The organism is Virgibacillus oceani (genome assembly GCF_014638995.1).
Lineage (GTDB): Bacteria > Bacillota > Bacilli > Bacillales > Amphibacillaceae > Virgibacillus_E > Virgibacillus_E oceani.
In genome coordinates this window covers 566,974-586,436 of record NZ_BMFR01000001.1, presented here as the reverse complement: position 1 = coordinate 586,436, position 19,463 = coordinate 566,974, and the positions used below count along the sequence as shown (strand labels likewise).

23 protein-coding genes are annotated in these 19,463 nt (G+C 36.6%); 1 reads left to right on the top strand and 22 read right to left on the bottom strand.

All coding sequences use genetic code 11. From position 1 onward, the window contains the following. Nucleotide 1: 1 nt before the first annotated feature. From panB to IEV74_RS03165, 7 genes are read right to left on the bottom strand one after another with little or no spacing between them, the layout of a single operon-like run. Complete coding sequence (gene panB, locus IEV74_RS03195) at nucleotides 2–835, bottom strand: 3-methyl-2-oxobutanoate hydroxymethyltransferase (protein ID WP_188453884.1); 834 nt, start codon at nucleotides 833–835, stop codon at nucleotides 2–4. Continuing rightward, nucleotides 825–1,829, bottom strand: coding sequence for a biotin--[acetyl-CoA-carboxylase] ligase (locus IEV74_RS03190; RefSeq protein WP_188453883.1), 1,005 nt, complete (start codon nucleotides 1,827–1,829; stop codon nucleotides 825–827). The genes panB and IEV74_RS03190 overlap by 11 nt, the downstream gene beginning before the upstream one ends. Continuing rightward, the gene (locus tag IEV74_RS03185) at nucleotides 1,805–3,007 is read right to left on the bottom strand and encodes a CCA tRNA nucleotidyltransferase (RefSeq protein WP_188453882.1); all 1,203 of its coding nucleotides are present in this window, start codon (nucleotides 3,005–3,007) and stop codon (nucleotides 1,805–1,807) included. The genes IEV74_RS03190 and IEV74_RS03185 overlap by 25 nt, the downstream gene beginning before the upstream one ends. Before the next feature lie 14 nt (nucleotides 3,008–3,021). Then, the gene (gene bshA / locus IEV74_RS03180; RefSeq protein ID WP_188453881.1) at nucleotides 3,022–4,152 is read right to left on the bottom strand and encodes an N-acetyl-alpha-D-glucosaminyl L-malate synthase BshA; all 1,131 of its coding nucleotides are present in this window, start codon (nucleotides 4,150–4,152) and stop codon (nucleotides 3,022–3,024) included. Next, a complete protein-coding gene (mgsA, locus tag IEV74_RS03175) occupies nucleotides 4,149–4,574 on the bottom strand; it encodes a methylglyoxal synthase (protein WP_188453880.1) in 426 nt (141 codons plus the stop codon). Before mgsA ends, bshA begins: the two co-directional genes overlap by 4 nt. Nucleotides 4,575–4,584: 10 nt before the next feature. Then, nucleotides 4,585–5,379 (bottom strand): 4-hydroxy-tetrahydrodipicolinate reductase, encoded by a 795-nt coding sequence (gene dapB / locus IEV74_RS03170; RefSeq protein WP_188453879.1) that lies wholly within the window; start codon nucleotides 5,377–5,379, stop codon nucleotides 4,585–4,587. 20 nt (nucleotides 5,380–5,399) lie between these two features. After that, nucleotides 5,400–5,738 carry a nucleotide pyrophosphohydrolase gene (locus IEV74_RS03165; protein ID WP_188453878.1) on the bottom strand — a complete coding sequence of 113 codons (339 nt, stop codon included), beginning with the start codon at nucleotides 5,736–5,738 and terminating at the stop codon, nucleotides 5,400–5,402. A 151-nt stretch (nucleotides 5,739–5,889) separates the two neighbouring features. Here IEV74_RS03165 and IEV74_RS03160 point away from each other — a divergent pair, with 151 nt between their 5' ends. Continuing rightward, entirely contained in the window at nucleotides 5,890–6,765 is an 876-nt protein-coding gene (locus tag IEV74_RS03160; RefSeq protein ID WP_188453877.1) for a YitT family protein, read from the top strand. A 42-nt stretch (nucleotides 6,766–6,807) separates the two neighbouring features. On the opposite strand, the gene IEV74_RS03155 is transcribed toward IEV74_RS03160, so the two are convergent. The 15 genes from IEV74_RS03155 to aroC form a co-directional block, all read right to left on the bottom strand. Next, on the bottom strand, nucleotides 6,808–7,497 hold the full coding sequence (locus tag IEV74_RS03155; protein ID WP_188453876.1) for a zinc metallopeptidase: 690 nt from the start codon (nucleotides 7,495–7,497) through the stop codon (nucleotides 6,808–6,810). A gap of 70 nt (nucleotides 7,498–7,567) precedes the next feature. Further along, the gene (locus tag IEV74_RS03150) at nucleotides 7,568–7,819 is read right to left on the bottom strand and encodes a sporulation protein YpjB (RefSeq protein ID WP_188453875.1); all 252 of its coding nucleotides are present in this window, start codon (nucleotides 7,817–7,819) and stop codon (nucleotides 7,568–7,570) included. A gap of 67 nt (nucleotides 7,820–7,886) precedes the next feature. Continuing rightward, nucleotides 7,887–8,465, bottom strand: a complete 579-nt coding sequence (gene lhaT / locus IEV74_RS03145; RefSeq protein ID WP_188453874.1) for a lipoprotein heptaprenylglyceryl N-acetyltransferase LhaT — start codon at nucleotides 8,463–8,465, stop codon at nucleotides 7,887–7,889. A 94-nt stretch (nucleotides 8,466–8,559) separates the two neighbouring features. Continuing rightward, complete coding sequence (locus tag IEV74_RS03140) at nucleotides 8,560–9,330, bottom strand: menaquinol-cytochrome c reductase cytochrome b/c subunit (RefSeq protein ID WP_188453873.1); 771 nt, start codon at nucleotides 9,328–9,330, stop codon at nucleotides 8,560–8,562. Nucleotides 9,331–9,349: 19 nt separating this feature from the next. Continuing rightward, a complete protein-coding gene (qcrB, locus tag IEV74_RS03135; RefSeq protein WP_188453872.1) occupies nucleotides 9,350–10,024 on the bottom strand; it encodes a menaquinol-cytochrome c reductase cytochrome b subunit in 675 nt (224 codons plus the stop codon). Between the two features lie 6 nt (nucleotides 10,025–10,030). Beyond that, nucleotides 10,031–10,543 (bottom strand): QcrA and Rieske domain-containing protein, encoded by a 513-nt coding sequence (locus tag IEV74_RS03130; RefSeq protein ID WP_188453871.1) that lies wholly within the window; start codon nucleotides 10,541–10,543, stop codon nucleotides 10,031–10,033. Nucleotides 10,544–10,707: 164 nt separating this feature from the next. After that, on the bottom strand, nucleotides 10,708–11,166 hold the full coding sequence (locus IEV74_RS03125) for a YpiF family protein (protein ID WP_188453870.1): 459 nt from the start codon (nucleotides 11,164–11,166) through the stop codon (nucleotides 10,708–10,710). Nucleotides 11,167–11,261: 95 nt separating this feature from the next. Beyond that, entirely contained in the window at nucleotides 11,262–11,837 is a 576-nt protein-coding gene (locus IEV74_RS03120; protein ID WP_188453869.1) for a ReoY family proteolytic degradation factor, read from the bottom strand. Between the two features lie 55 nt (nucleotides 11,838–11,892). Beyond that, nucleotides 11,893–13,143, bottom strand: a complete 1,251-nt coding sequence (locus IEV74_RS03115; protein WP_188453868.1) for a tetratricopeptide repeat protein — start codon at nucleotides 13,141–13,143, stop codon at nucleotides 11,893–11,895. Between the two features lie 101 nt (nucleotides 13,144–13,244). After that, on the bottom strand, nucleotides 13,245–14,534 hold the full coding sequence (gene aroA, locus IEV74_RS03110; RefSeq protein ID WP_188453867.1) for a 3-phosphoshikimate 1-carboxyvinyltransferase: 1,290 nt from the start codon (nucleotides 14,532–14,534) through the stop codon (nucleotides 13,245–13,247). Nucleotides 14,535–14,566: 32 nt separating this feature from the next. After that, entirely contained in the window at nucleotides 14,567–15,670 is a 1,104-nt protein-coding gene (locus IEV74_RS03105; RefSeq protein ID WP_188453866.1) for a prephenate dehydrogenase, read from the bottom strand. 8 nt (nucleotides 15,671–15,678) lie between these two features. Continuing rightward, on the bottom strand, nucleotides 15,679–16,764 hold the full coding sequence (gene hisC, locus IEV74_RS03100; RefSeq protein WP_188453865.1) for a histidinol-phosphate transaminase: 1,086 nt from the start codon (nucleotides 16,762–16,764) through the stop codon (nucleotides 15,679–15,681). A 13-nt stretch (nucleotides 16,765–16,777) separates the two neighbouring features. After that, complete coding sequence (aroH, locus tag IEV74_RS03095) at nucleotides 16,778–17,140, bottom strand: chorismate mutase (protein ID WP_188453864.1); 363 nt, start codon at nucleotides 17,138–17,140, stop codon at nucleotides 16,778–16,780. Continuing rightward, on the bottom strand, nucleotides 17,137–18,213 hold the full coding sequence (gene aroB, locus IEV74_RS03090; RefSeq protein ID WP_188453863.1) for a 3-dehydroquinate synthase: 1,077 nt from the start codon (nucleotides 18,211–18,213) through the stop codon (nucleotides 17,137–17,139). Before aroB ends, aroH begins: the two co-directional genes overlap by 4 nt. Next, entirely contained in the window at nucleotides 18,213–19,379 is a 1,167-nt protein-coding gene (gene aroC / locus IEV74_RS03085; protein ID WP_188453862.1) for a chorismate synthase, read from the bottom strand. Before aroC ends, aroB begins: the two co-directional genes overlap by 1 nt. Nucleotides 19,380–19,463 lie beyond the last annotated feature (84 nt).

Genomic DNA, 19,463 nt, shown 5'->3' with positions numbered 1-19,463 from the left:
GTTAATCGCCTACTTTAGGTAACGCATCTTTATTTTTGATCAAAAAACTATAATCATCTGTTGGAAATTGCTTGTTTTTAACATCTTCATTGTACGACTGTATTGCTTGTTCCACCTCTGAATTTAAGTCAGTATATGCCTTAACAAATTTCGGCAGACGGTCTACACCATATTTAAGGATGTCGTGGTATACCAGCACTTGCCCATCGCAATCTATACCTGCGCCAATTCCAATTGCAGGAACTGAAAGCGAACCTGTTACAATATTAGCCAATTCTTTTGGAACACATTCCAGGACAATGGCAATTGCACCATGAGCTTCTAATTGCTTAGCGTCTTGCAATAATTTTTCCCCAGTATGTTTGTCCTTGCCCTGGACTTTATAACCGCCTAAAACATTGACCGTTTGTGGTGTTAATCCAATATGTGCTACTACAGGAATTCCAGCATTTGTTAATCGTTCTGTGAGTGTAAGGATCTCGTCGGATGCGCCTTCAATTTTTAAGGCCTGTGCATCGGTGTCCTGAAAAATCCTTTGGGCATTTTTTAATGAATCTTCAAGCGAAATATGATAAGACATGAATGGCATATCAACAACCATAAATGTATTTTGAGCCCCGCGCTTTACTGCTTTTGCATGATGAATCATGTCATCAACTGTAACCTTTACGGTAGATTCATAACCGAGTACGACCATTCCAAGCGAATCCCCGACTAAAATCATGTCAATACCTGCTTGTTCCGCCATTTTTGCAGATGGATAATCGTAAGCAGTCAGCATTGATACTTTTTGTTTCTCTTCTTTCATTTTTTGCAAATCAAGCCTAGTTAACATGCTTATCTTCCCCTTCCTTGTACCAATCAATTTCCGCTGAGTATAACCTCTTTATTTCCTCATCCTCAGCCTTTGTTAACAATGCTCCATCTTCCGCAATTCCTAAGAAAGTTGCATGCCAGTTTTTTTTGATTGTTTTAATTTGTATCGTTTCACCTATTCTAAACCCATAACTTTCCCATTTATCTTTTACATTCGGAAAACCATTCTTTATGTAGGCATCATAGGCATTTTCAAACGTTTGTAAAATGTGCTGAATTAAATTGGTTATATCGAAAGCGTTATTTGTTTCTATTTGCAGCGAAGTAGCTTTACTATTTATGTTTTCAGGAATGTCACTAGTTGTTTGATTGACGTTTATGCCAATTCCTATGACTACATATTGAATTTGGTCCTGTTCCGCCTGCATTTCTGTTAATATCCCTGCAGTCTTTTTGCTGTTTATTAAAATGTCATTTGGCCATTTGATTTTTGGCTCTATCGTAGTATCTTTTGATAGTACATCAGCCAAAACTGTCGCAGTTAACAGGGTTAATTGTGGTGCAAGATATGGTAATATTTCAGGTCTAAGCAATATACTCATCCAGATGCCTTTTCCTGCTGTTGAATGCCATTTACGATTCATTCTGCCTTTACCCGCAGTTTGCTCATCGGCAATTATTATTGTACCGTGTGGGGCACTTTCTTGTGCAAGCTGATGGGCAATATGCTGAGTCGAAGCTGTTGTTGGTTTATGTATGACTTTTTTTCCAAGCCATTTTGTATTTAATCCCCACTGAACCGTGTTTTCGCTTAATTTTTCAGGTGACTTAAGAATCCGATACCCTTTTTTAGACTTTCCCTCAATCTCATAACCGTCTTTTTCAAGTTCTTTCATATGCTTCCAGATTGCAGCGCGGGAAATATTAAGTTCCTCTGACAAAAACTGCCCCGAAACATATTCGTTTCGCGTTTTTTCCAGAATTTTTATTAGTTTATTTCGGGTGGATGACATCTTATCCACTCCTTTAATTCAGTTTTAGAATTTTTTACGTTTCCTAATACAACTTGTTGTTCAAGTTTATATAAATGTGATTGTAGCCACGGGCCTCTTTTAGCTTTAGGAAATAATGACAGCAAATCATTCCCGTCCAGTGCTAAATCCTTTTTTGATTTAATAGGTAAAGCTTTATCGATCAGCTCTAGGTCCTCTATTGAAACCCGGGTATTGTCATGAAATATATGGATAAGTTTAACAAACCCACGATAATATTCAGCATTTAAACAATAAACAAGCCAGCGATCTATTCGATTCGCTTTATAATTTCTTAATGCCTGTGTTAACTGTACTGCTTCAAATTTAATTTTGTTTGAACATCTCCATTCCTTTACCCACGTCGCAATACCAATTGCTGGTTCAATATAATGGAATAAAGCAATAACCTGGCCAAACGATGATAATGGCTTTAATTTTTTAGGAAGATAATCTATGATATATGGATATTTTACCATAATCGGCAAATGATTATATATTTCCGTGCTTTTTAAATACGCTATCCCACGTTCAACAAATTCACCAGCAAATAATTTTGTGAATTCTGCGTTAAGCCGTTCAACAGCTATGGTTTCGATTTGCTGTTTAAGTATCTGCATCTGGGAATATGTTTTATGTTCTATCATAAAACCCAATTGACTTGAAAAGCGAAGTGCACGCATAATCCGTAATGGGTCTTCAGTAAATCGCTCATAGCCATCGCCAACTGTTCTAATCATCTTTTTTTTCAGGTCTTCTTCTCCCATAAATAAATCAATAATATCTCCATCTTTATCCATTGCGAGGGCGTTTATCGTAAAATCTCTTCGCTTTAAATCCTGATCGATTGTTTTAATAAATTCAACTGAGTCTGGATGTCTGTGATCACTATACTTTCCCTCAACACGAAAAGTAGTTATTTCATAAGATTGATGCTCATGTCTTACAATAACCGTACCATGTTTAATACCAACAGGAATGACCTTATCAAAAATAGTTTGGATTTCCTGAGGTGTTGCAGATGTTGCAATATCAATATCACCAATTGGTCGCTCTAGTAATAGATCTCGTACACAACCACCTACAAAATATGCCTGATGGTTATCTTTTTCAATTTTTTCCAAAATAAATTTTGCTTGTTCAAATCGATCCAACTGCATTGCAATCACCAACTCTATTTAGAACTAGATAATACTTGATCATATAAATCAAGGTATTGTTTTACAATTTCCTTTGAATGAAAATGTGTTCTTGCCCGATCCAATGATTGAAGGGAGAATCTATTAAGTAAATCCTGATTATTCAAAAGATGGACCGCATAAGCAGCAGTTTTTTCAATATCACCAAGTTCTACTATATAACCTGTTTCACCATGTCTGATAACCTCAGGAATACCGCCAACATTCGTTCCTATACATGGAACCTCACAAGACATAGCCTCCAGTAAAACCAATCCGAAGCTTTCTTTTTCTGATAAAAGTAATTTTAAATCGGAGATGGACAATAAATCACTAACATTTTTTTGTTTTCCTAAAAAGAGCACCTGATCCTGAAGCCTAAGACTATCAACTAGCTGACAGACATCGGCATATTCCGGCCCATCTCCCACTAATAACAGTTTTGATTTTACTTGTCTCTGAATTAAGTTAAAGGCATGGATAACATCATTAACTCGTTTAACTTTACGAAAATTGGATATATGTATTATTACCTTTTCATCCTGCTGAATTCCGTATTGCTGTTTAATATTCAAAGTTTCCTTCTTCTGATATTCCTTTTCATTAACAAAATTATATATTACGGACATTTCTTTGTTTATTTCAAGCATATCCGTTGTTTGCTCTACCAAACTTTCGGAAACAGCTGTAACAGCATCAGATTGTTCAATGCCATACTTTATCATTTTTTTGAACGTACGATCTATTCCCAAAACCGTAATATCGGTTCCGTGTAATGTAGTTACTATTTTGACATCATGCTGGGCGATTTCCTTTGCTAGAATAGCACATACTGCATGAGGCATTGCATAATGTACATGCAATATATCCAGTTTCTCCCTATCAATCACTTCTGCCATTTTACTTGCCAGAGAAAGATCATATGGTGGGTATTGAAATACAGGATAATGGTTCAATTCTACTTCATGGTAAAAGATGGTTGGATAAATATGATTAAGACGAAAAGGGATACTCGATGTTATGAAGTGTATTTCGTGTCCCTGTTCCGCAAGCTGGATCCCCAGTTCAGTAGCAATTACACCTGAGCCACCTACCGTTGGATAGCATGTTATACCAATTTTTTTCATTCTGGATTTTCCTTTTCTTGGAATTTTTGTTTAACAATTTCTCTGAAACTTAGGTCGCCACGTTCCAATGCACGAATAACGATTTCTGCTGCAGCAAGATTCGTTGCTAACGGAATCAAATGAACATCACATAAACGCATCAGTGCACTTACATCAGGTTCATGCGGTTGTGCAGTTAGTGGATCGCGAAAGAAAATTACCACATCCATCTCATTGTTAGCGACCATTGCACCGATTTGCTGATCTCCGCCTATTGGTCCTGATTGAAATTTGTGTACATTTAAACTTGTTGCCTCGGCTATTAATTTTCCTGTAGTGCCCGTTGCATATAAGTTGTGATTTTCTAAAACATAATGATAAGCAATACTAAATCCAATAATATCTTGTTTTTTCCTGTCATGAGCAATTAACGCGATATTCATCCAATCCCACCTATTCTAAAATATTATCGAGTCCATATACAAGTTCGTCTATTTTCATAACTTCCTCAATTGCCAGCTTTATTCCAGCCATAAAAGATTTACGATTGAATGAGTCATGTTTAATGGTTAATGTTTGACCGGAACCACCGAAAATGACTTCCTGATGGGCTACAATACCAGGCAAACGAATACTATGTATCTTCATCCCATCAAAATCAGCACCTCTTGCACCTGTTACAGTTTCTCTTTCTGCTGTATGCCCTTGCTTTTTGCTGCCTCTGACTTCTGAGATTAGTTCAGCAGTTTTAATCGCTGTACCAGATGGAGCGTCCAGCTTTTGATCATGATGTTTTTCAATTATTTCCACGTCAGGAAAATATTTTGATGCCTGTTTCGCAAATTGCATCATAAGTACTGCCCCTACAGCAAAATTAGGTGCAATCAGTCCCCCAATCTTTTCTGTATTTGCTATGTCAGTCAGCTCCTCAATTTGTTCCGTTGAAAATCCAGAAGTACCAACTACAGGCCGAACATGATATTTCAATGCAGCTTTAGTATGAATATACCCTGTTTCAGGAACGGTTAAATCAACAAAGATATCTGCATTAATTTGCTGAAAACATTCTTCAATATTCTCATATATTGGTACATCCATATTAGGAAGTGATTCAATATCTCTTAAAGTTTTGCCATCATGTTTACGATCAAGGCAGGCAACTAATTCAAGATTATCTGTATTGTTAACCATTTGTATTGCTTCAGAGCCCATTTTACCACGGGGGCCGGCTATTATGACTCGTATCATTTTAAAATCCTCCAATAATCCTAATCTTTTTTAGTCCATCTATCTTTATCACGAGTTTCAATTTTGTTAATTGACATATCAAATGCTTCGGATAAATCAATATCAAGTGAATTTGCAAAACAGGTAAGCACAAATAGGATATCCCCTAGCTCTTCATCAATTGTTTTTACCTTCTCTGTTGTTTTTTTGGGCTTTTCACCATAATAATGATTTACTTCGCGAGCCATTTCCCCCATTTCTTCTGTTAATCTTGCCATAAGACTCAATGGTGAAAAATAGCCTTCTTTGAATTGTGATATATAGCTATCGACTCGCTTTTGAATCTCAACAGTGTTATAAATTGGCTTATCATGTGTCATTAGCTATCCCTCATTTTTTATTAATCACCTTTTATGTTAGCCAAAAGGGGTTATTTTGACAAATTATTAGTTTAAAGAAATTTAGATTGTTGAAGTAAGGTAAATTGACTATAATAAGTAACGTGTGAATTCATAGGACAGGAGGTATAGAATGTTATTTGGATTAAAAATTAAAAATATCCTTTTTATTCTGCTTGGTTCTGCGATATTTTCCTTTGGGATTGTTCATTTTAATATGCAAAACAATCTTGGTGAAGGCGGATTTACTGGAATCACGTTATTATTCTATTTTTTATGGGAATGGGATCCGGCAATTACAAATATTATTTTAAACGTTCCAGTATTTTTTGTAGGCTGGAAATTTCTTGGGCGCAACACATTTATTTATACTCTTATAGGAACAGTTGCAGTTTCAGTATTTTTAAGTATTTTTCAAATCAATCCATTTGAATTGAACCTGCAGGGGGATATGACATTAGTGGCTTTATTTGCAGGTGTTTTTATCGGAGTTGGACTCGGCATAATTTTTCGCTATGGAGGCACCACGGGCGGGGTCGACATTATCGCACGTCTTGTTCACAAATATGTTGGCTGGAGCATGGGAAAGACAATGTTTATGTTTGATGCTGTTGTTATCACAACGTCCGTATTTACTAGCTTAGAATTAGTTGAAGGAATGTACACATTATTGGCAGTTTATATTGGCGCACGAGTGATTGATTTCATTCAGGAAGGAGCATACGCGGCTCGCGGAGCGACAATAATATCGAGCCACAGTGATAAAATAGCAAATAAAATTAATATTGATATGGATCGTGGTGTTACGGTTTTAGCGGGTAGAGGAAGCTTTACAGGGGAAACGCGCGATGTTCTATACTGTGTTGTTGGACGAAATGAGATTGTCCGGCTGAAAAACATAATTAATGACATCGATCCACTTGCCTTTGTTGCAGTAAGTTCAGTCCATGATGTTGTTGGCGAAGGCTTTACATTAGATGAAAATAAAAATCCGCTTCATGAGGATTAAAATCAAAAAGGGATGACAATTTTGTCATCCCTTTACCATTAATTAATCGTCACTAGCCGCAACAAACATTAAAATGAATCTCACTAATTCTGCAACAGCTACTAATGCGGCTGCAACATATGTTAAGGCCGCGGCATTTAATACTTTCTTGGTTTCGCGCTCCTCGTTATTTCTAATTACACCAGTTGAAACCAGTTGTGCCATCGCTCTATTGGACGCATCAAACTCAACTGGCAATGTAACTAACTGGAACAGCACTGCAGCGGACATTAAAACAATACCGATTAGAGCTAAATTCAGCATACCTAATATAAACCCAGCTAAGATTAATATGAAAGATATATTTGATCCAAAACTGGCTATCGGTACTAAGGCATGTCTAAAACGTAAAAATGCATATGATTCTGCATCTTGGATAGCATGGCCAACCTCATGGGCGGCGATTGCTGATGATGCCATCGATTGTCCATGATAGTTACCGCTTGAAAGTCTTACAACTTTTTTACGCGGATCATAGTGATCAGACAGCATACCTCTTGTTTCTTCTACCTGAACATCGAAAATGCCATTGTCATTTAATATTTTACGTGCAACCTCCGCACCTGTCATATAAGAAGAAGTTGCCTTTTTTGAATATTTTTTATACGTATTTTTTACTTTTGATTGAGCCCATATTGGGATAGCCATTAACAGGACAATATATATTAAATATCCACCAAGTCCTCCTAGCATTTGCATACCTCCATCGTTTGGTATAAATATACTACCTTAAGGTCAATTTTAGTCAAAAACTAGATCTAAGTCAACTATTTGGATCATTATTTGTACGCTTTTTTTCGTCACCTTTATATTTTTTCCAGCTAACATAAGTTAATGTAACCGCGATTAAACCTCCTACAATTGCCACCATCCAATAAAACGGTGTCATGTCTTTAGCATTCGTATCGTGTACTGGTTCGGCTATATTGAAAGCGGACGCTGCGATTGGTACAACTAAAATCCCTATGATTACTGCAATCGCCACCGAAACCAATTTTATTTTATTTTGCTTCATAGAGATCACCCCATAACATTGTTCTATCACTAATGTATGAGGATTCCTTTAAATATATAACAGCGTCTTATGGCTTTATTTGATGGTTGTTAATTGTTAGGAAATAGGCAATAAAGATGGATGTAATGCTTAGCCAAAATGTAAAATACCCAATTTCATTCATATAATTCGTTAACGATCCATAAATTGGCATCATTTCAAAAACATAATCAATTATATCATTGTGTAAAGTCCATATTGCTGCAACCATAATATGCCGCAATTTTATTTTATAAAATGGAGCATACAGTAAGCCTTGAATTGCCATTGCGCCATGTGAGGCTATTAGCATGTATCCTTGCCAGCTTAATGATCCATCGACGATAAGAGTTAAAATGTTCATTACAACAGCCCATACACCATATTTAAACAATGTAATAACGGCTAAAGCCTCGATAAAGGGGGCATTCTTATTAAACAAAAAGAAAAACAACACTATTGTAAAAAACAAACTCGCAGTTGGGCTATCGGGTACAAAAATAAGAAAAACTGGTGGTGTTATTGCTAATTGACTTCCATACCAAATATATCCATATATGGTCCCAAGTAAATTTATGATAAATAAAATAAATATAAACGTTCGATTATGTAAGATGTATTTAAACATTAGTAATATCCCCTCTGTTGCACCCCTTAAAAAAGCATGGAATAGATAAAGACACCTTCACCAATTGAAATGGCAAAGGTGTCTAAGATATTTCTTATTTTGCTTGTTCGTTTACCGAAACAATGAATTCAGCTAACTGCTTCAATTCTTCATCAGTACCTTTAAATACGCCAGGTGGCATAGAACCAGTACCTTCTTGTGCAATCTTCATTATTTCCTCTGCTGAGCGGTCAATTCCAATTAATGAAGGTGCTGCTGCTCCACCTTGTAAAGAATCACCATGACAAGACATACAGTTGCTTTCAAAAACTTTATATCCGGGATCTTCCTTATCAACTTCAACAGAAGCAACAGGTTTGTTTGCTTCAGCACGTGCCTCCCAATCCACATGTTCTGCAGATTCATATGTTAGCCACATTACTGATGCAACAGCAAGTAACATCATACCTACTGCAACCGGTCTTTGATGTGGTCTTCTTCCTGGTCCCTTATCTAAGAATGGCGCTAAGAATAATGCACCAAAAGCTAGTCCAGGTATAACAAGGATACCAAATAAAATGTATGGTCCACTTGCAAATTTGTATTTTAATAGTTCATATAAGAACAAGAAGTACCAGTCCGGCAATGGTATATAACTTGCATTTGTTGGATCGGCCATCCCTTCCAAAGGTGATGGATGCGCAATTGTTACACAAAGAAATCCAATTAGAAAGACAGCACCAACTAACCACTCTTTTAATAAGAAGTTAGGCCAAAAAGCTTCTGTTCTACCAGGATATTCAGAATAATCTTTTGGCATATTCGCCTTCTTTTCTGCAGATATACGTGAATCACCGACGAATTTCATTCCTTTACCCTTATGCACAGCTTTCCCCTCCTTTTATTTATAGTGGTCCAGAAATACCTTGTTTACGGATTAATAAAAAGTGAACGGCCATTAATCCAAACAATGCTGCTGGTAAGAAGAATACGTGGATTGCAAAGAACCTTGTTAATGTTTGCGCTCCTACAATATGTGCATCACCGGCAAGCAGTATTTTTATTTGTTCTCCAATAAATGGTACTTGTTCAGCTATTTCCAGTCCTACTTGAGTCGCGAAATAGGCTTTGTTATCCCACGGCAATAGGTAACCGGTAAAACCGAGACCAAGCATTACAAAAAATAATAATACCCCTACCATCCAGTTAAGCTCACGCGGTTTTTTATACGCGCCTTGGAAGAATACGCGCAAAGTATGTAAAAATATCATTACAATAACAACACTTGCGCCCCAGTGGTGCATACCTCGTACAATTTGACCGTGAGCAACTTCTGTTTGTAAGTAATAAACAGATTTCCATGCATTTTCAATATCAGGAACATAATACATTGTCAGAAACATTCCCGATAAGATTTGTATTACTGTAACGAAAAATGTTAAGCCCCCAAAACAATATACAAAAGCTGAGAAATGGTGGGCAGGATTAACATGTTCTGGTACTTCATGATCCGCTATATCGCGCCATAACGGCGTAATATCGATACGGTCATCAATCCAATCATATAATTTTTGTAGCATTGATTATTACGCCTCCCCTCTTGGATGTGCCATGCCAAGGTATAACATCCCATTTTCAACTTTAGATTCATATACGTCTAACGGAGCTGTTGGTGGTGTTCCAGGAATATTTTGTCCATCCTTATGATAGCGTCCGCCGTGACATGGGCAGTAAAATTGGTCTGGAAATTGTTCACTGCCTTCCCAAGAAACAACACAACCAAGGTGCTTACAAATTGGGGAAAGTGCTACAATCTCATCATTGTCGTTTTTATAAACCCATGCAGATTTACCAACCTTAGATTCATACCATGCATCTACTTGATCAATTTTCCAATCGACACGCTGTGGTTCATTGGTAATATCTTCTACTGCCAAGCCTACATTCACTAAATCACCTGCAGCGGACTCTTGCAGAACCGGATCAACTGCCATACGTAACATAGGAACAAGCATTCCAGCTGCCATAAATCCACCTACTCCTGTAAGTGTATAATTTAGAAATTGTCGACGGGATACTTGTTGCTTTTTTTCGCTCATGATTTTCCCCCCTCTATTCGTTTATCACGGACAAATATATTTTAATCAGATTACTAGGACATTACCATGATAGCGCAAAGTATTTGTTGGGTCAATATTTATTCATCATTGTTACAAAAGTTTCGCAAAAACATACATTGACCTGTGCAAATGATAGTTTATCCTTACCAATAGCTTTTTATATATTCACCAATTTGTTCAACTTGATCGTGAATAAAAGAATGCAATTCATTCGATTTTAAATCACCGGATTGTATACCTGGAAGCCATATCAGTGTTCCATCCAAGGCTTGTTCATCCTTTTTCCAAGCTGAATCAAATGTGACAAAAAATATATTATTAAATGGTTGGGTACGTGCATCACCTGACCAAGAATTAATTCGATTCAATTCTTCCTCCTTACTGCCGGATTTTAAATAATAATAATTAGGAGATAACATTACTCGTCCAGATAATTCTTTTTCAATCTCTTTTGCAAATATTGATAGCACCTCACTTTGAAATGCATTCTTTTCCAGTTCCGAATCTTTCGATAGATGATAGGGAATCAACGGAACTATAACCGTATCAACGTATTCTTTGGCCTGTATGTATTGCTTTACATCTTCTTTGATCCATTGCATGCTGCAGTCAACCTCTTTCTTTATTCTTGTTCATCTTATCAAAAATTATGAATCATATTTATAAAGTCTATCTTATTTATGCAAAAAAAATCAACCTATTGCTTAAGCAAATTAGGCTGATTTCTATAGTCTGCATCTAGTTTATGTAACTGTTCTGCTAATTTAAGAAACAATTGCTGATCTTTGTTATCTAAAGATCGATCAATTTGTTCCTGAAGTTTTTTCTTTTTATAATTATATAATGAATTATCTAAAAGCTTCTTAGCAAGCTCCTGATCCTTTTTCGTAATAAAGAAGCCTTCCGGAACAAATGGGTTATCTTCTAAAACAGCTACATATAAAGCGTTCTGATTTGCGTTTTTAAAATTTAATTGTATATACAATGGTTCTTTTTGATTTAACCGGATATCGTGAAATGACTTTTCTGCATCAGTAGTCACTAATTGGTTCTTATAAAAACGAAAAGGTACCTCTTCAGAGCAATGGCTGCTCATCACAATTGCTCTTGGACAAAACCTTGCCTCTCTAATAAAATGGACATTTGTTAACAGATCATCATGGTTTACTAAATAATTTAATATCCATACACTTTCTCTCTTTTTCAATTGAAAATGATTTAAAAACCAATCGATAAAGCTTTTTTTATCTTGTACTGAAATAGGAGTCTGCACTTAAGTTGCCTCCTTTACATTCATATAGAATTTATTATTCGCATTTACAATCGATTTACTGAATTAATCGATTATAAAATTCCTCAGTATCAAAGTCCTCTGGCTGTAGTTTTAAATATGCTTTAAATATCGGTAATGCCTCATTGGTCCTCCCTTCTTCGGTTAGGAAATATGCAAATTCTTTTAAAAATTCACTATCTTGATTTAGATTATTATATGCTTCTTTGTAATGATTTAATGCATTATTATACGACTCAATTTCATTATACGCTCGTGCAATTTCCCATTCATAAAGTGCATCTTCTGCTCCGTACTGCTTAATTTCATTTATAAGCTCTATAATGCCTTCATGGTTGTCCCTAACTTTTAAGAGTTCAATTAAAAATAAAACGGCTTCTTTATAATCAGGTTCTAATGCTACTGCCTGCCGAATCCACTCTTCACTTTCTTCATTGTGATCCAGTTGGTGTGCAAGTGTTCCTGCATAAAAAAATAACTCTTTATTGAATTCATCTACATGTAATCCTTTTTTTGCTGTATTATATGCTTCTTTAGGTAATTCTTCTTCCTCATATGCTTTGGCCAATTGGTAATAAACGGTATGATAATATGGATCAAGTGTGATAACTTGTTCCCAGGCCTTGATAGCAATATCGAGTCTTCCAGCTTGTGAGGCTGTAAATCCATATTTAAATAATGTATCGGAATTTTCACTATCAATACTTTGGAAAATTTCCAATGCTTTTTCATATTCGCCAGTTGCTGCGTATGCTTCTGCTAAACGATCATTGATAGAAACATTTGCTATTTCATTTGTTTTCACGATAATTTTTTCATAATACGTAATTGCCTTTTTATAATCCCCTGTTGAGAATAGCAATTCCCCGAGAGCAAAATCGATGATTGGTTCATTTGGGTTCATTTGTTTTGCAGTTAACAATTTCTGTTCAGCTACTTCAAACAATCCCTGTGCTTGATATAAATCAGCAAGCTGAATTAATGCTTGTAAATATGCTTCGTCATCTTCACTAATATCATTTAGTAAATTAATAGCTTGTTCGTCATTATCTAACTCTATATATATATCAGCTAACATAACTTTTAATTCACTTTCGTTTGGATACTGCTGCAGCATTTCATCTAAAATAACACTTGCTTCTTGGAGAAACCCCCATTGTATATATAATTCTGCAATTGTAAATCTTTCTTCCTCATCTGCTATTGGCAAAAAACCTTCTAAAAGCGCAATTGCTTCGTTCGTTTTTTTTGCCTCCATTAAATTTACTGCCTTCATAATTGTTTCCATTTGAAACACCCTCTCTACCGTACACTGAAACTGTATGATAGATTTTATCATACATATCATAAAAAGAAAAAAGAATCCGCACCATGCAGATTCTTCTATTTTCAGCCTATAACCGAATTTAAATCGTCAAAGAAATCGGGATATGAAATTGCAATACATGCTTCATCATCCAAAATAACTTTACCCTCTGTAATCAATGAGGCAATTGCAATCATCATGGCGATACGGTGATCATCATATGATGCAGCATGTCCACCCGTTAATTTGGTTTTACCATGAATAATCATCCCGTCATCGGTGGCTTCTATTTTTGCTCCTAGTGCGGATAATACATCAACAACTGCTGCAATTCTATCCGTTTCCTTAAATCTTAATTCACTGGCATCCCGAATTATTGTAGTACCTTCCGCCTGTGTTGCTAAAAGAGCAATAACAGGAATTTCGTCTATTAATCTAGGTATAATGTCTCCATCAATTACAATACCGTTTAACTCACCGTATGAAACGGTAATATCACCAATCCGTTCACCACTTACAGTTTGTTCATTCGTAATTTCAAGCTTTGCACCCATATTTCCCATAACATCAATAATCCCGGTTCTAGTTTCGTTCAGCCCAACATTTCTTAATGTAATCGTACTTTCAGGTACAATTGTAGCAGCAGCCAGAAAAAAAGCCGCAGATGAAATATCGCCCGGGACAAACACATCAACTGATTTTAAGGATTTTTTATTTGTAATAACAGTTTGATTCTTATTTCTCGTAATATCCGCACCAAAAGCATGCAGCATATTCTCGGTGTGATCCCTTGTTGTGGTTTTCTCAATCACTTTCGTCTCACCTTCAGCAAATAGACCAGCTAATAAGACCGCAGATTTTACTTGAGCACTTTTAACGGGAAGCGTGTAGCAGATACCTTTGAGGCCGCCACCCCGAAATGCTAATGGAAGGTTGCATCCATTATTTCGTCCTTCGAAGGATGCCCCCATTTGTGTCAAGGGATCTACAACCCTATCCATGGGGCGTTTAGTTAACGATTTGTCCCCATACGCAGCAGTAAAAAATGGTAATGCAGCTAATACACCTAACATTAGCCTCGCCGTTGTACCCGAATTTCCAAAATATAGTGGAGTTAGTGGTTCCGCTAGTGATGAGGCACCATTTCCATGAATAATTAAAGTTGATTCCTCTTTATTTATCCTAACTCCTAATGATCGAAATGCATTCACTGTTCTCATACAGTCTTCCCCATCTAGAAAATTGTCTACCCGTGTTATACCGGTTGCCATCGACCCAAACATAACCGCGCGATGGGATATTGATTTGTCCCCAGGTACATTCACCACACCGGACAGGGGATTAGGACTAGGAAATAGTTCCTTATTCTTCATAAAGTATCACTTCTTCCTATTATGACTATTCATTATTCATCTATCATCAATTCATATCCATGCTTCCCAAGTAAGGTATAGCTTTGTAATTGTGCATCCTTAGTAGGAAAACTTAACCGTAAAACACCAGTTATTCCGTCACGTATCTCCAGTATTTCAATGTTATTGATACTTATGTTCTCTGTCGCAATCAATTGCACAACTGTAGCTATTGCCCCTGACTGGTCTCGAATATCAACGTATAAATCATGAAAAGCAGGTATGGCGCCTTTTTCTTTTTTCCCAAGTCCGTCTCTATATTCTTTTGCTTGCTCTAAGTAGCTGATAATCCGATTTTTATCATTATTTTCAAGGAGCCTTTTTAACTCACTCATTTCTGCTATCCAATCTGTCAGCAATTGTGACATTTTACTTCTATTATGGTAAAAAATATCCTGCCACATCACTGGATTGCTTGAAGCAATTCGGGTTATATCGCGAAATCCTCCTGCTGCGAGTTTTGGAAGATATGCGTGAGTATGTTCCCACTTTTTTGCTTGATGAACAAGTGAAGATGCAATTAAATGTGGAAAATGTGAAACAACACCTGTCATTTCATCGTGTTCATCTGGATGTAAAATAACAAAATGACTCTTGGTATTCTCTAATAACTGTTGCAGAGATTCTAAGTGCTTGCTTGAACAATTCAGCAATGGTGTTAAAACAAATATAGCATTTTCAAATAAATGCCCTTTAGCAGCGGTAATTCCTCTTTTATGTGAACCCGCCATTGGATGGCCGCCGACAAATGTTATGTTGTGATTCGATAACGATTTTGCAGCTTCCATTATCGGTTCTTTAACGGAAGAAACATCTGTAACGATCACATTATGATCAATCCGAACCCCATCTATTTTCTTCATAATTTCGATTGTTTGAGAGATTGGTGTTCCAAGTATCACAAAATCTGACTGTTTAATTGCTTCACTATACGACGTACTAACCTCGTCTACTATCCCGTTCATTTTGGCATAATCTATTGCTTTTTTGTCTGTATCGTATCCAATAATATAATTTTTGTCTGATTGTGCTAGATTTTTTGCTAATGATCCACCAATCAGACCGAGTCCAATCATTAATATTTTTCGTTTCCCCATAAAATCACCTACGACGTTATAAATTCATGAATAATAGACTGAAGCTTAATCATATCTTCTTTATTCCCAATGGTTATTCGAACAGAATTGGGGCAGCCTATTCCTTCCCCGGGTCTTACGATATAGCCGTTCTTTAGTAAATAGCCAAACATTTCATTTCCAGATACCGGTAATTTCACGCACAAAAAGTTAGTATGTGAATCGTAATAAGAAAGACCCAAGTTATCCAAAAAACGCTGAAACGATTCTCTGATGACCTTATTTTGTTGATACGTTTCCTGAATAAATAAATCATCGTGCAATGCAATCAATGCTGCTTTTTGAGTATAGGATGTCGTATTAAAAGGTCCTCTGACAACATTTAGCTTAGCAATTAATCGCTCGGACCCAACACCGTAGCCAATACGCAATCCAGCCAACCCGTATGCCTTTGAAAACGTTCTAAGTATTAATAGATTTGGATAATTGCTAATGTTATTAATAGCATCCGGATCTAAACCAGGTTCTATATATTCGTAATACGCTTCGTCCAAAACAACCAATACGTCTTTTGGACATTTATCCATAAATGAATAAAAATCACTCCTAGGAATCAGACAACCTGTGGGATTATTAGGTGAACATAGCCAAACAACCCTCGTGTTTTCATCTATAGCATTGAAAATGGCTTCAAGATCGTGATATCCATTGTGATTCGGAATTTCTCTGATTTCCGCACCCTCTATTTTCGCATTATGCTTATATTGAGGAAAAGTAGGATTAGCCATTACGGTATTAACACCTGGATACAAAAATGCCCTGCAGGTTAATTGTACGAGCTCGTCAGATCCACTGCCAAAAACAAGCTGATTTTCATTTACTCGTAATTTTTCAGCTAATGCTGTTCTCAGTTCAGCCGTATGACCATCAGGATAAATCTCAAAATCATGCAGCATGTTTGGTAATTGTTCTTGTAACTTTCGAGAGTAACCAAACGGATTTTCGTTTGAGGCTAATTTCACAATTCGCTTTAATCCATATTCTTTTTTTACTTCCTCAATTTGCATTCCCTGTTTGTACGGGGTCATTTCACTTAGAATACGTTTTCCTTTCAATTCACTCACCTCTTTATTTTACTAAATCTGGTCGTAAACTAACTGCACCGTTCTGGAATACGTGTTTAATTTCTTGTTGTTCTATTTCTGTATTAACAATCATCATGACCCTGATACACATTGCAAGGCTGTTCGGAACATCTATCTCTGTCATGCACATAACTGGTACATATGTCCACCCATCAATTTGCCGCAGTGATTTAGCTGGAAAACCGGCATTTAAATCTTTTGTAACAGAAATAAATACGTGGGATATTGATTCAACTTCAACGTTATTTTTTCTCACCATTTCTTCAACAAGTAATCTTGTATTTGTATGAATTTCCTTTTCTTCGTTTTTCGTAACCGTTGTTGCTCCCCTTAAACCACGTATCAATTTTTCACCAACTCTCTTAAAAAGATATCTAATAATTGTTTAAGATCCTGATCATCCACTTCAACAACAGTTGGCTCAGTAATATTTCGCAACAAAACCATCTGAACTTGTTTATTAACTGCTTTTTTGTCAGACTTCATCATTTTAATAATTTTTTCGATATTTAAATGATCTAAATGTAATGGATAGTGGTTATTTTTAAGCCATTCATAATAAATATCATATGGAAGATTGCTCGTAAAAACAGATTCGCTTACCCTTAACGCAAATAATGTACCAATGGCTACCGCTTCCCCGTGTGTTAGCGTGCCATATCCCTTTTCCGTTTCTAATGCATGACCAAGTGTATGGCCAAAATTTAAATATTTTCGAATCCCAGTTTCCTTTTCATCATTTTCAACGATAGATGCTTTTATTTTTATTCCTTCTAGTAAATGCATCTCCAGCTGTTCAGCGGATATTTCATGTAATTTTGTTGACATTAATGTATGAAAAAATGCTTCGTCTGCTATAAATGCCTCTTTTATGAGTTCTGCATAACCAGATCGTATTTCCCGTTCGCTTAGTGATTGCAATGTATGAACATCGTATACAACGGCCACAGGGGGATAAAAACTGCCAATCATGTTTTTCCCTAAATCATGGTTAATTGCTACTTTCCCGCCGACACTGCTGTCATGTGCCAAAATTGTCGTCGGCATCTGGATATAATCAATGCCGCGCATATAAGTAGATGCTGCAAATCCGGCAATATCTCCTACGACCCCACCTCCAAGTGCAATAATAAGTGATTGCCTATCTAAACCAAATTTAATCGCGTCCGTTTGCAGCTGATAATACGTATGGATGCTTTTAGAACTTTCTCCAGATGGAATCACAGAATGAAAAACCTGTTCATCCGCTGAAAAGCTTCCTTTAACATCATCTAAATACAGACCATTGACTGTATCATCTGAAATAATTAATATAGAAGAGTATTTCTTCGGTAAGAATTCCTTTACATTAAATCTTATATTCTTGCCCGTATAAATATTGTACGAGTGGGTGCTCGTTTTGATCGTTATTTGTTTCACTAAAAACACCTTATTTCTTCACGGTAATCCTTAACAGCCTTTTGTAATACAGGAAATTGATCACTTGGGAATTGTTCTGTAATCGCACGGGCTAATTCAAATGCTACAATGTGCTCCATAACAACAGATGCAGCGGGTACTGCACATGAATCGGAACGCTCAACACTTGCATTAAATGGTTCTTTTGTTTCAATATCAACGCTCTGTAATGGTTTATATAACGTTGGAATTGGCTTCATAACACCTTTTACTACGATAGGCATTCCTGTCGTCATTCCACCTTCAAAACCACCCAGGCGATTCGTTTTTCGGTAATATCCCTCTTGTTTGTTCCAAGCTATTTCATCATGAACCTCGCTGCCATTTTTTCTTGCTGCTTCAAATCCAATTCCAAACTCAACACCCTTAAATGCATTGATACTTATAACACTGCCTGCAATTCTCGAATCAAGCTTACGATCATAATGTACATATGAACCAACACCAGCGGGCATACCTTCCACATAAACCTCAACTACTCCACCGATAGAGTCTCCTTCTTTTTTGGCTTGATCTATTGCATCCATCATAGGTTTTTCAACATTTTTATCAAGGGTTCGTACTGGTGACTCCTCGGCAATCGTTATTCGTTCTTCCATAGATAGCGAACTATCATCACTGGCTACGATTCCCGCAATTTCTTTTACATATGCCGTAATTTCAATTCCCAGCTGTTCCAATAGTGTTTTAGCTACCGCTCCCGCTGCCACTCGGGCGGCCGTTTCTCTAGCTGAAGAGCGCTCAAGAACATTTCGCATATCACGATGTCCATATTTTAATGCACCATTCAGATCAGCGTGGCCAGGTCTAGGTCTTGATACTGTTCTCCTGATTTTCGTGCCTTCTTCTATTGGGTCTTCTCCCATTACATCTAACCAATGCTTAAAGTCATCATTATGTATAACTAAGGAAATTGGTGAACCCAATGTATAACCATGCCGTATACCACTGGTGATTTCAACTAAATCCTTTTCAATTTGCATCCGTTTGCCCCGTCCGTGCCCTTTTTGCCTTCGAAGTAGTGAGGCATTAATATCTTCTTTAACTATTGGCATATTTGAAGGAACACCCTCAATAATTGTTGTTAATTGTTTTCCATGTGACTCTCCTGCAGTTAAGTAGCGCATTTAAATTCCTCCATCTTCGTAATTTGTATTACTATACCATAACACGAACGATAATAGGTACAATACAAAAAAATTATTTCGAAT

Bases quoted from the DNA above. Each gene is read 5' to 3' on its own strand.
- panB (WP_188453884.1), bottom strand. From the start codon at position 835: ATGTTAACTAGGCTTGATTTGCAAAAAATGAAAGAAGAGAAACAAAAA.
- IEV74_RS03190 (WP_188453883.1), bottom strand. From the start codon at position 1,829: ATGTCATCCACCCGAAATAAACTAATAAAAATTCTGGAAAAAACGCGA.
- IEV74_RS03185 (WP_188453882.1), bottom strand. From the start codon at position 3,007: ATGCAGTTGGATCGATTTGAACAAGCAAAATTTATTTTGGAAAAAATT.
- bshA (WP_188453881.1), bottom strand. From the start codon at position 4,152: ATGAAAAAAATTGGTATAACATGCTATCCAACGGTAGGTGGCTCAGGT.
- mgsA (WP_188453880.1), bottom strand. From the start codon at position 4,574: ATGAATATCGCGTTAATTGCTCATGACAGGAAAAAACAAGATATTATT.
- dapB (WP_188453879.1), bottom strand. From the start codon at position 5,379: ATGATACGAGTCATAATAGCCGGCCCCCGTGGTAAAATGGGCTCTGAA.
- IEV74_RS03165 (WP_188453878.1), bottom strand. From the start codon at position 5,738: ATGACACATGATAAGCCAATTTATAACACTGTTGAGATTCAAAAGCGA.
- IEV74_RS03160 (WP_188453877.1), top strand. From the start codon at position 5,890: ATGTTATTTGGATTAAAAATTAAAAATATCCTTTTTATTCTGCTTGGT.
- IEV74_RS03155 (WP_188453876.1), bottom strand. From the start codon at position 7,497: ATGCTAGGAGGACTTGGTGGATATTTAATATATATTGTCCTGTTAATG.
- IEV74_RS03150 (WP_188453875.1), bottom strand. From the start codon at position 7,819: ATGAAGCAAAATAAAATAAAATTGGTTTCGGTGGCGATTGCAGTAATC.
- lhaT (WP_188453874.1), bottom strand. From the start codon at position 8,465: ATGTTTAAATACATCTTACATAATCGAACGTTTATATTTATTTTATTT.
- qcrB (WP_188453872.1), bottom strand. From the start codon at position 10,024: ATGCTACAAAAATTATATGATTGGATTGATGACCGTATCGATATTACG.
- IEV74_RS03130 (WP_188453871.1), bottom strand. From the start codon at position 10,543: ATGAGCGAAAAAAAGCAACAAGTATCCCGTCGACAATTTCTAAATTAT.
- IEV74_RS03125 (WP_188453870.1), bottom strand. From the start codon at position 11,166: ATGCAATGGATCAAAGAAGATGTAAAGCAATACATACAGGCCAAAGAA.
- IEV74_RS03115 (WP_188453868.1), bottom strand. From the start codon at position 13,143: ATGGAAACAATTATGAAGGCAGTAAATTTAATGGAGGCAAAAAAAACG.
- aroA (WP_188453867.1), bottom strand. From the start codon at position 14,534: ATGAAGAATAAGGAACTATTTCCTAGTCCTAATCCCCTGTCCGGTGTG.
- IEV74_RS03105 (WP_188453866.1), bottom strand. From the start codon at position 15,670: ATGGGGAAACGAAAAATATTAATGATTGGACTCGGTCTGATTGGTGGA.
- aroC (WP_188453862.1), bottom strand. From the start codon at position 19,379: ATGCGCTACTTAACTGCAGGAGAGTCACATGGAAAACAATTAACAACA.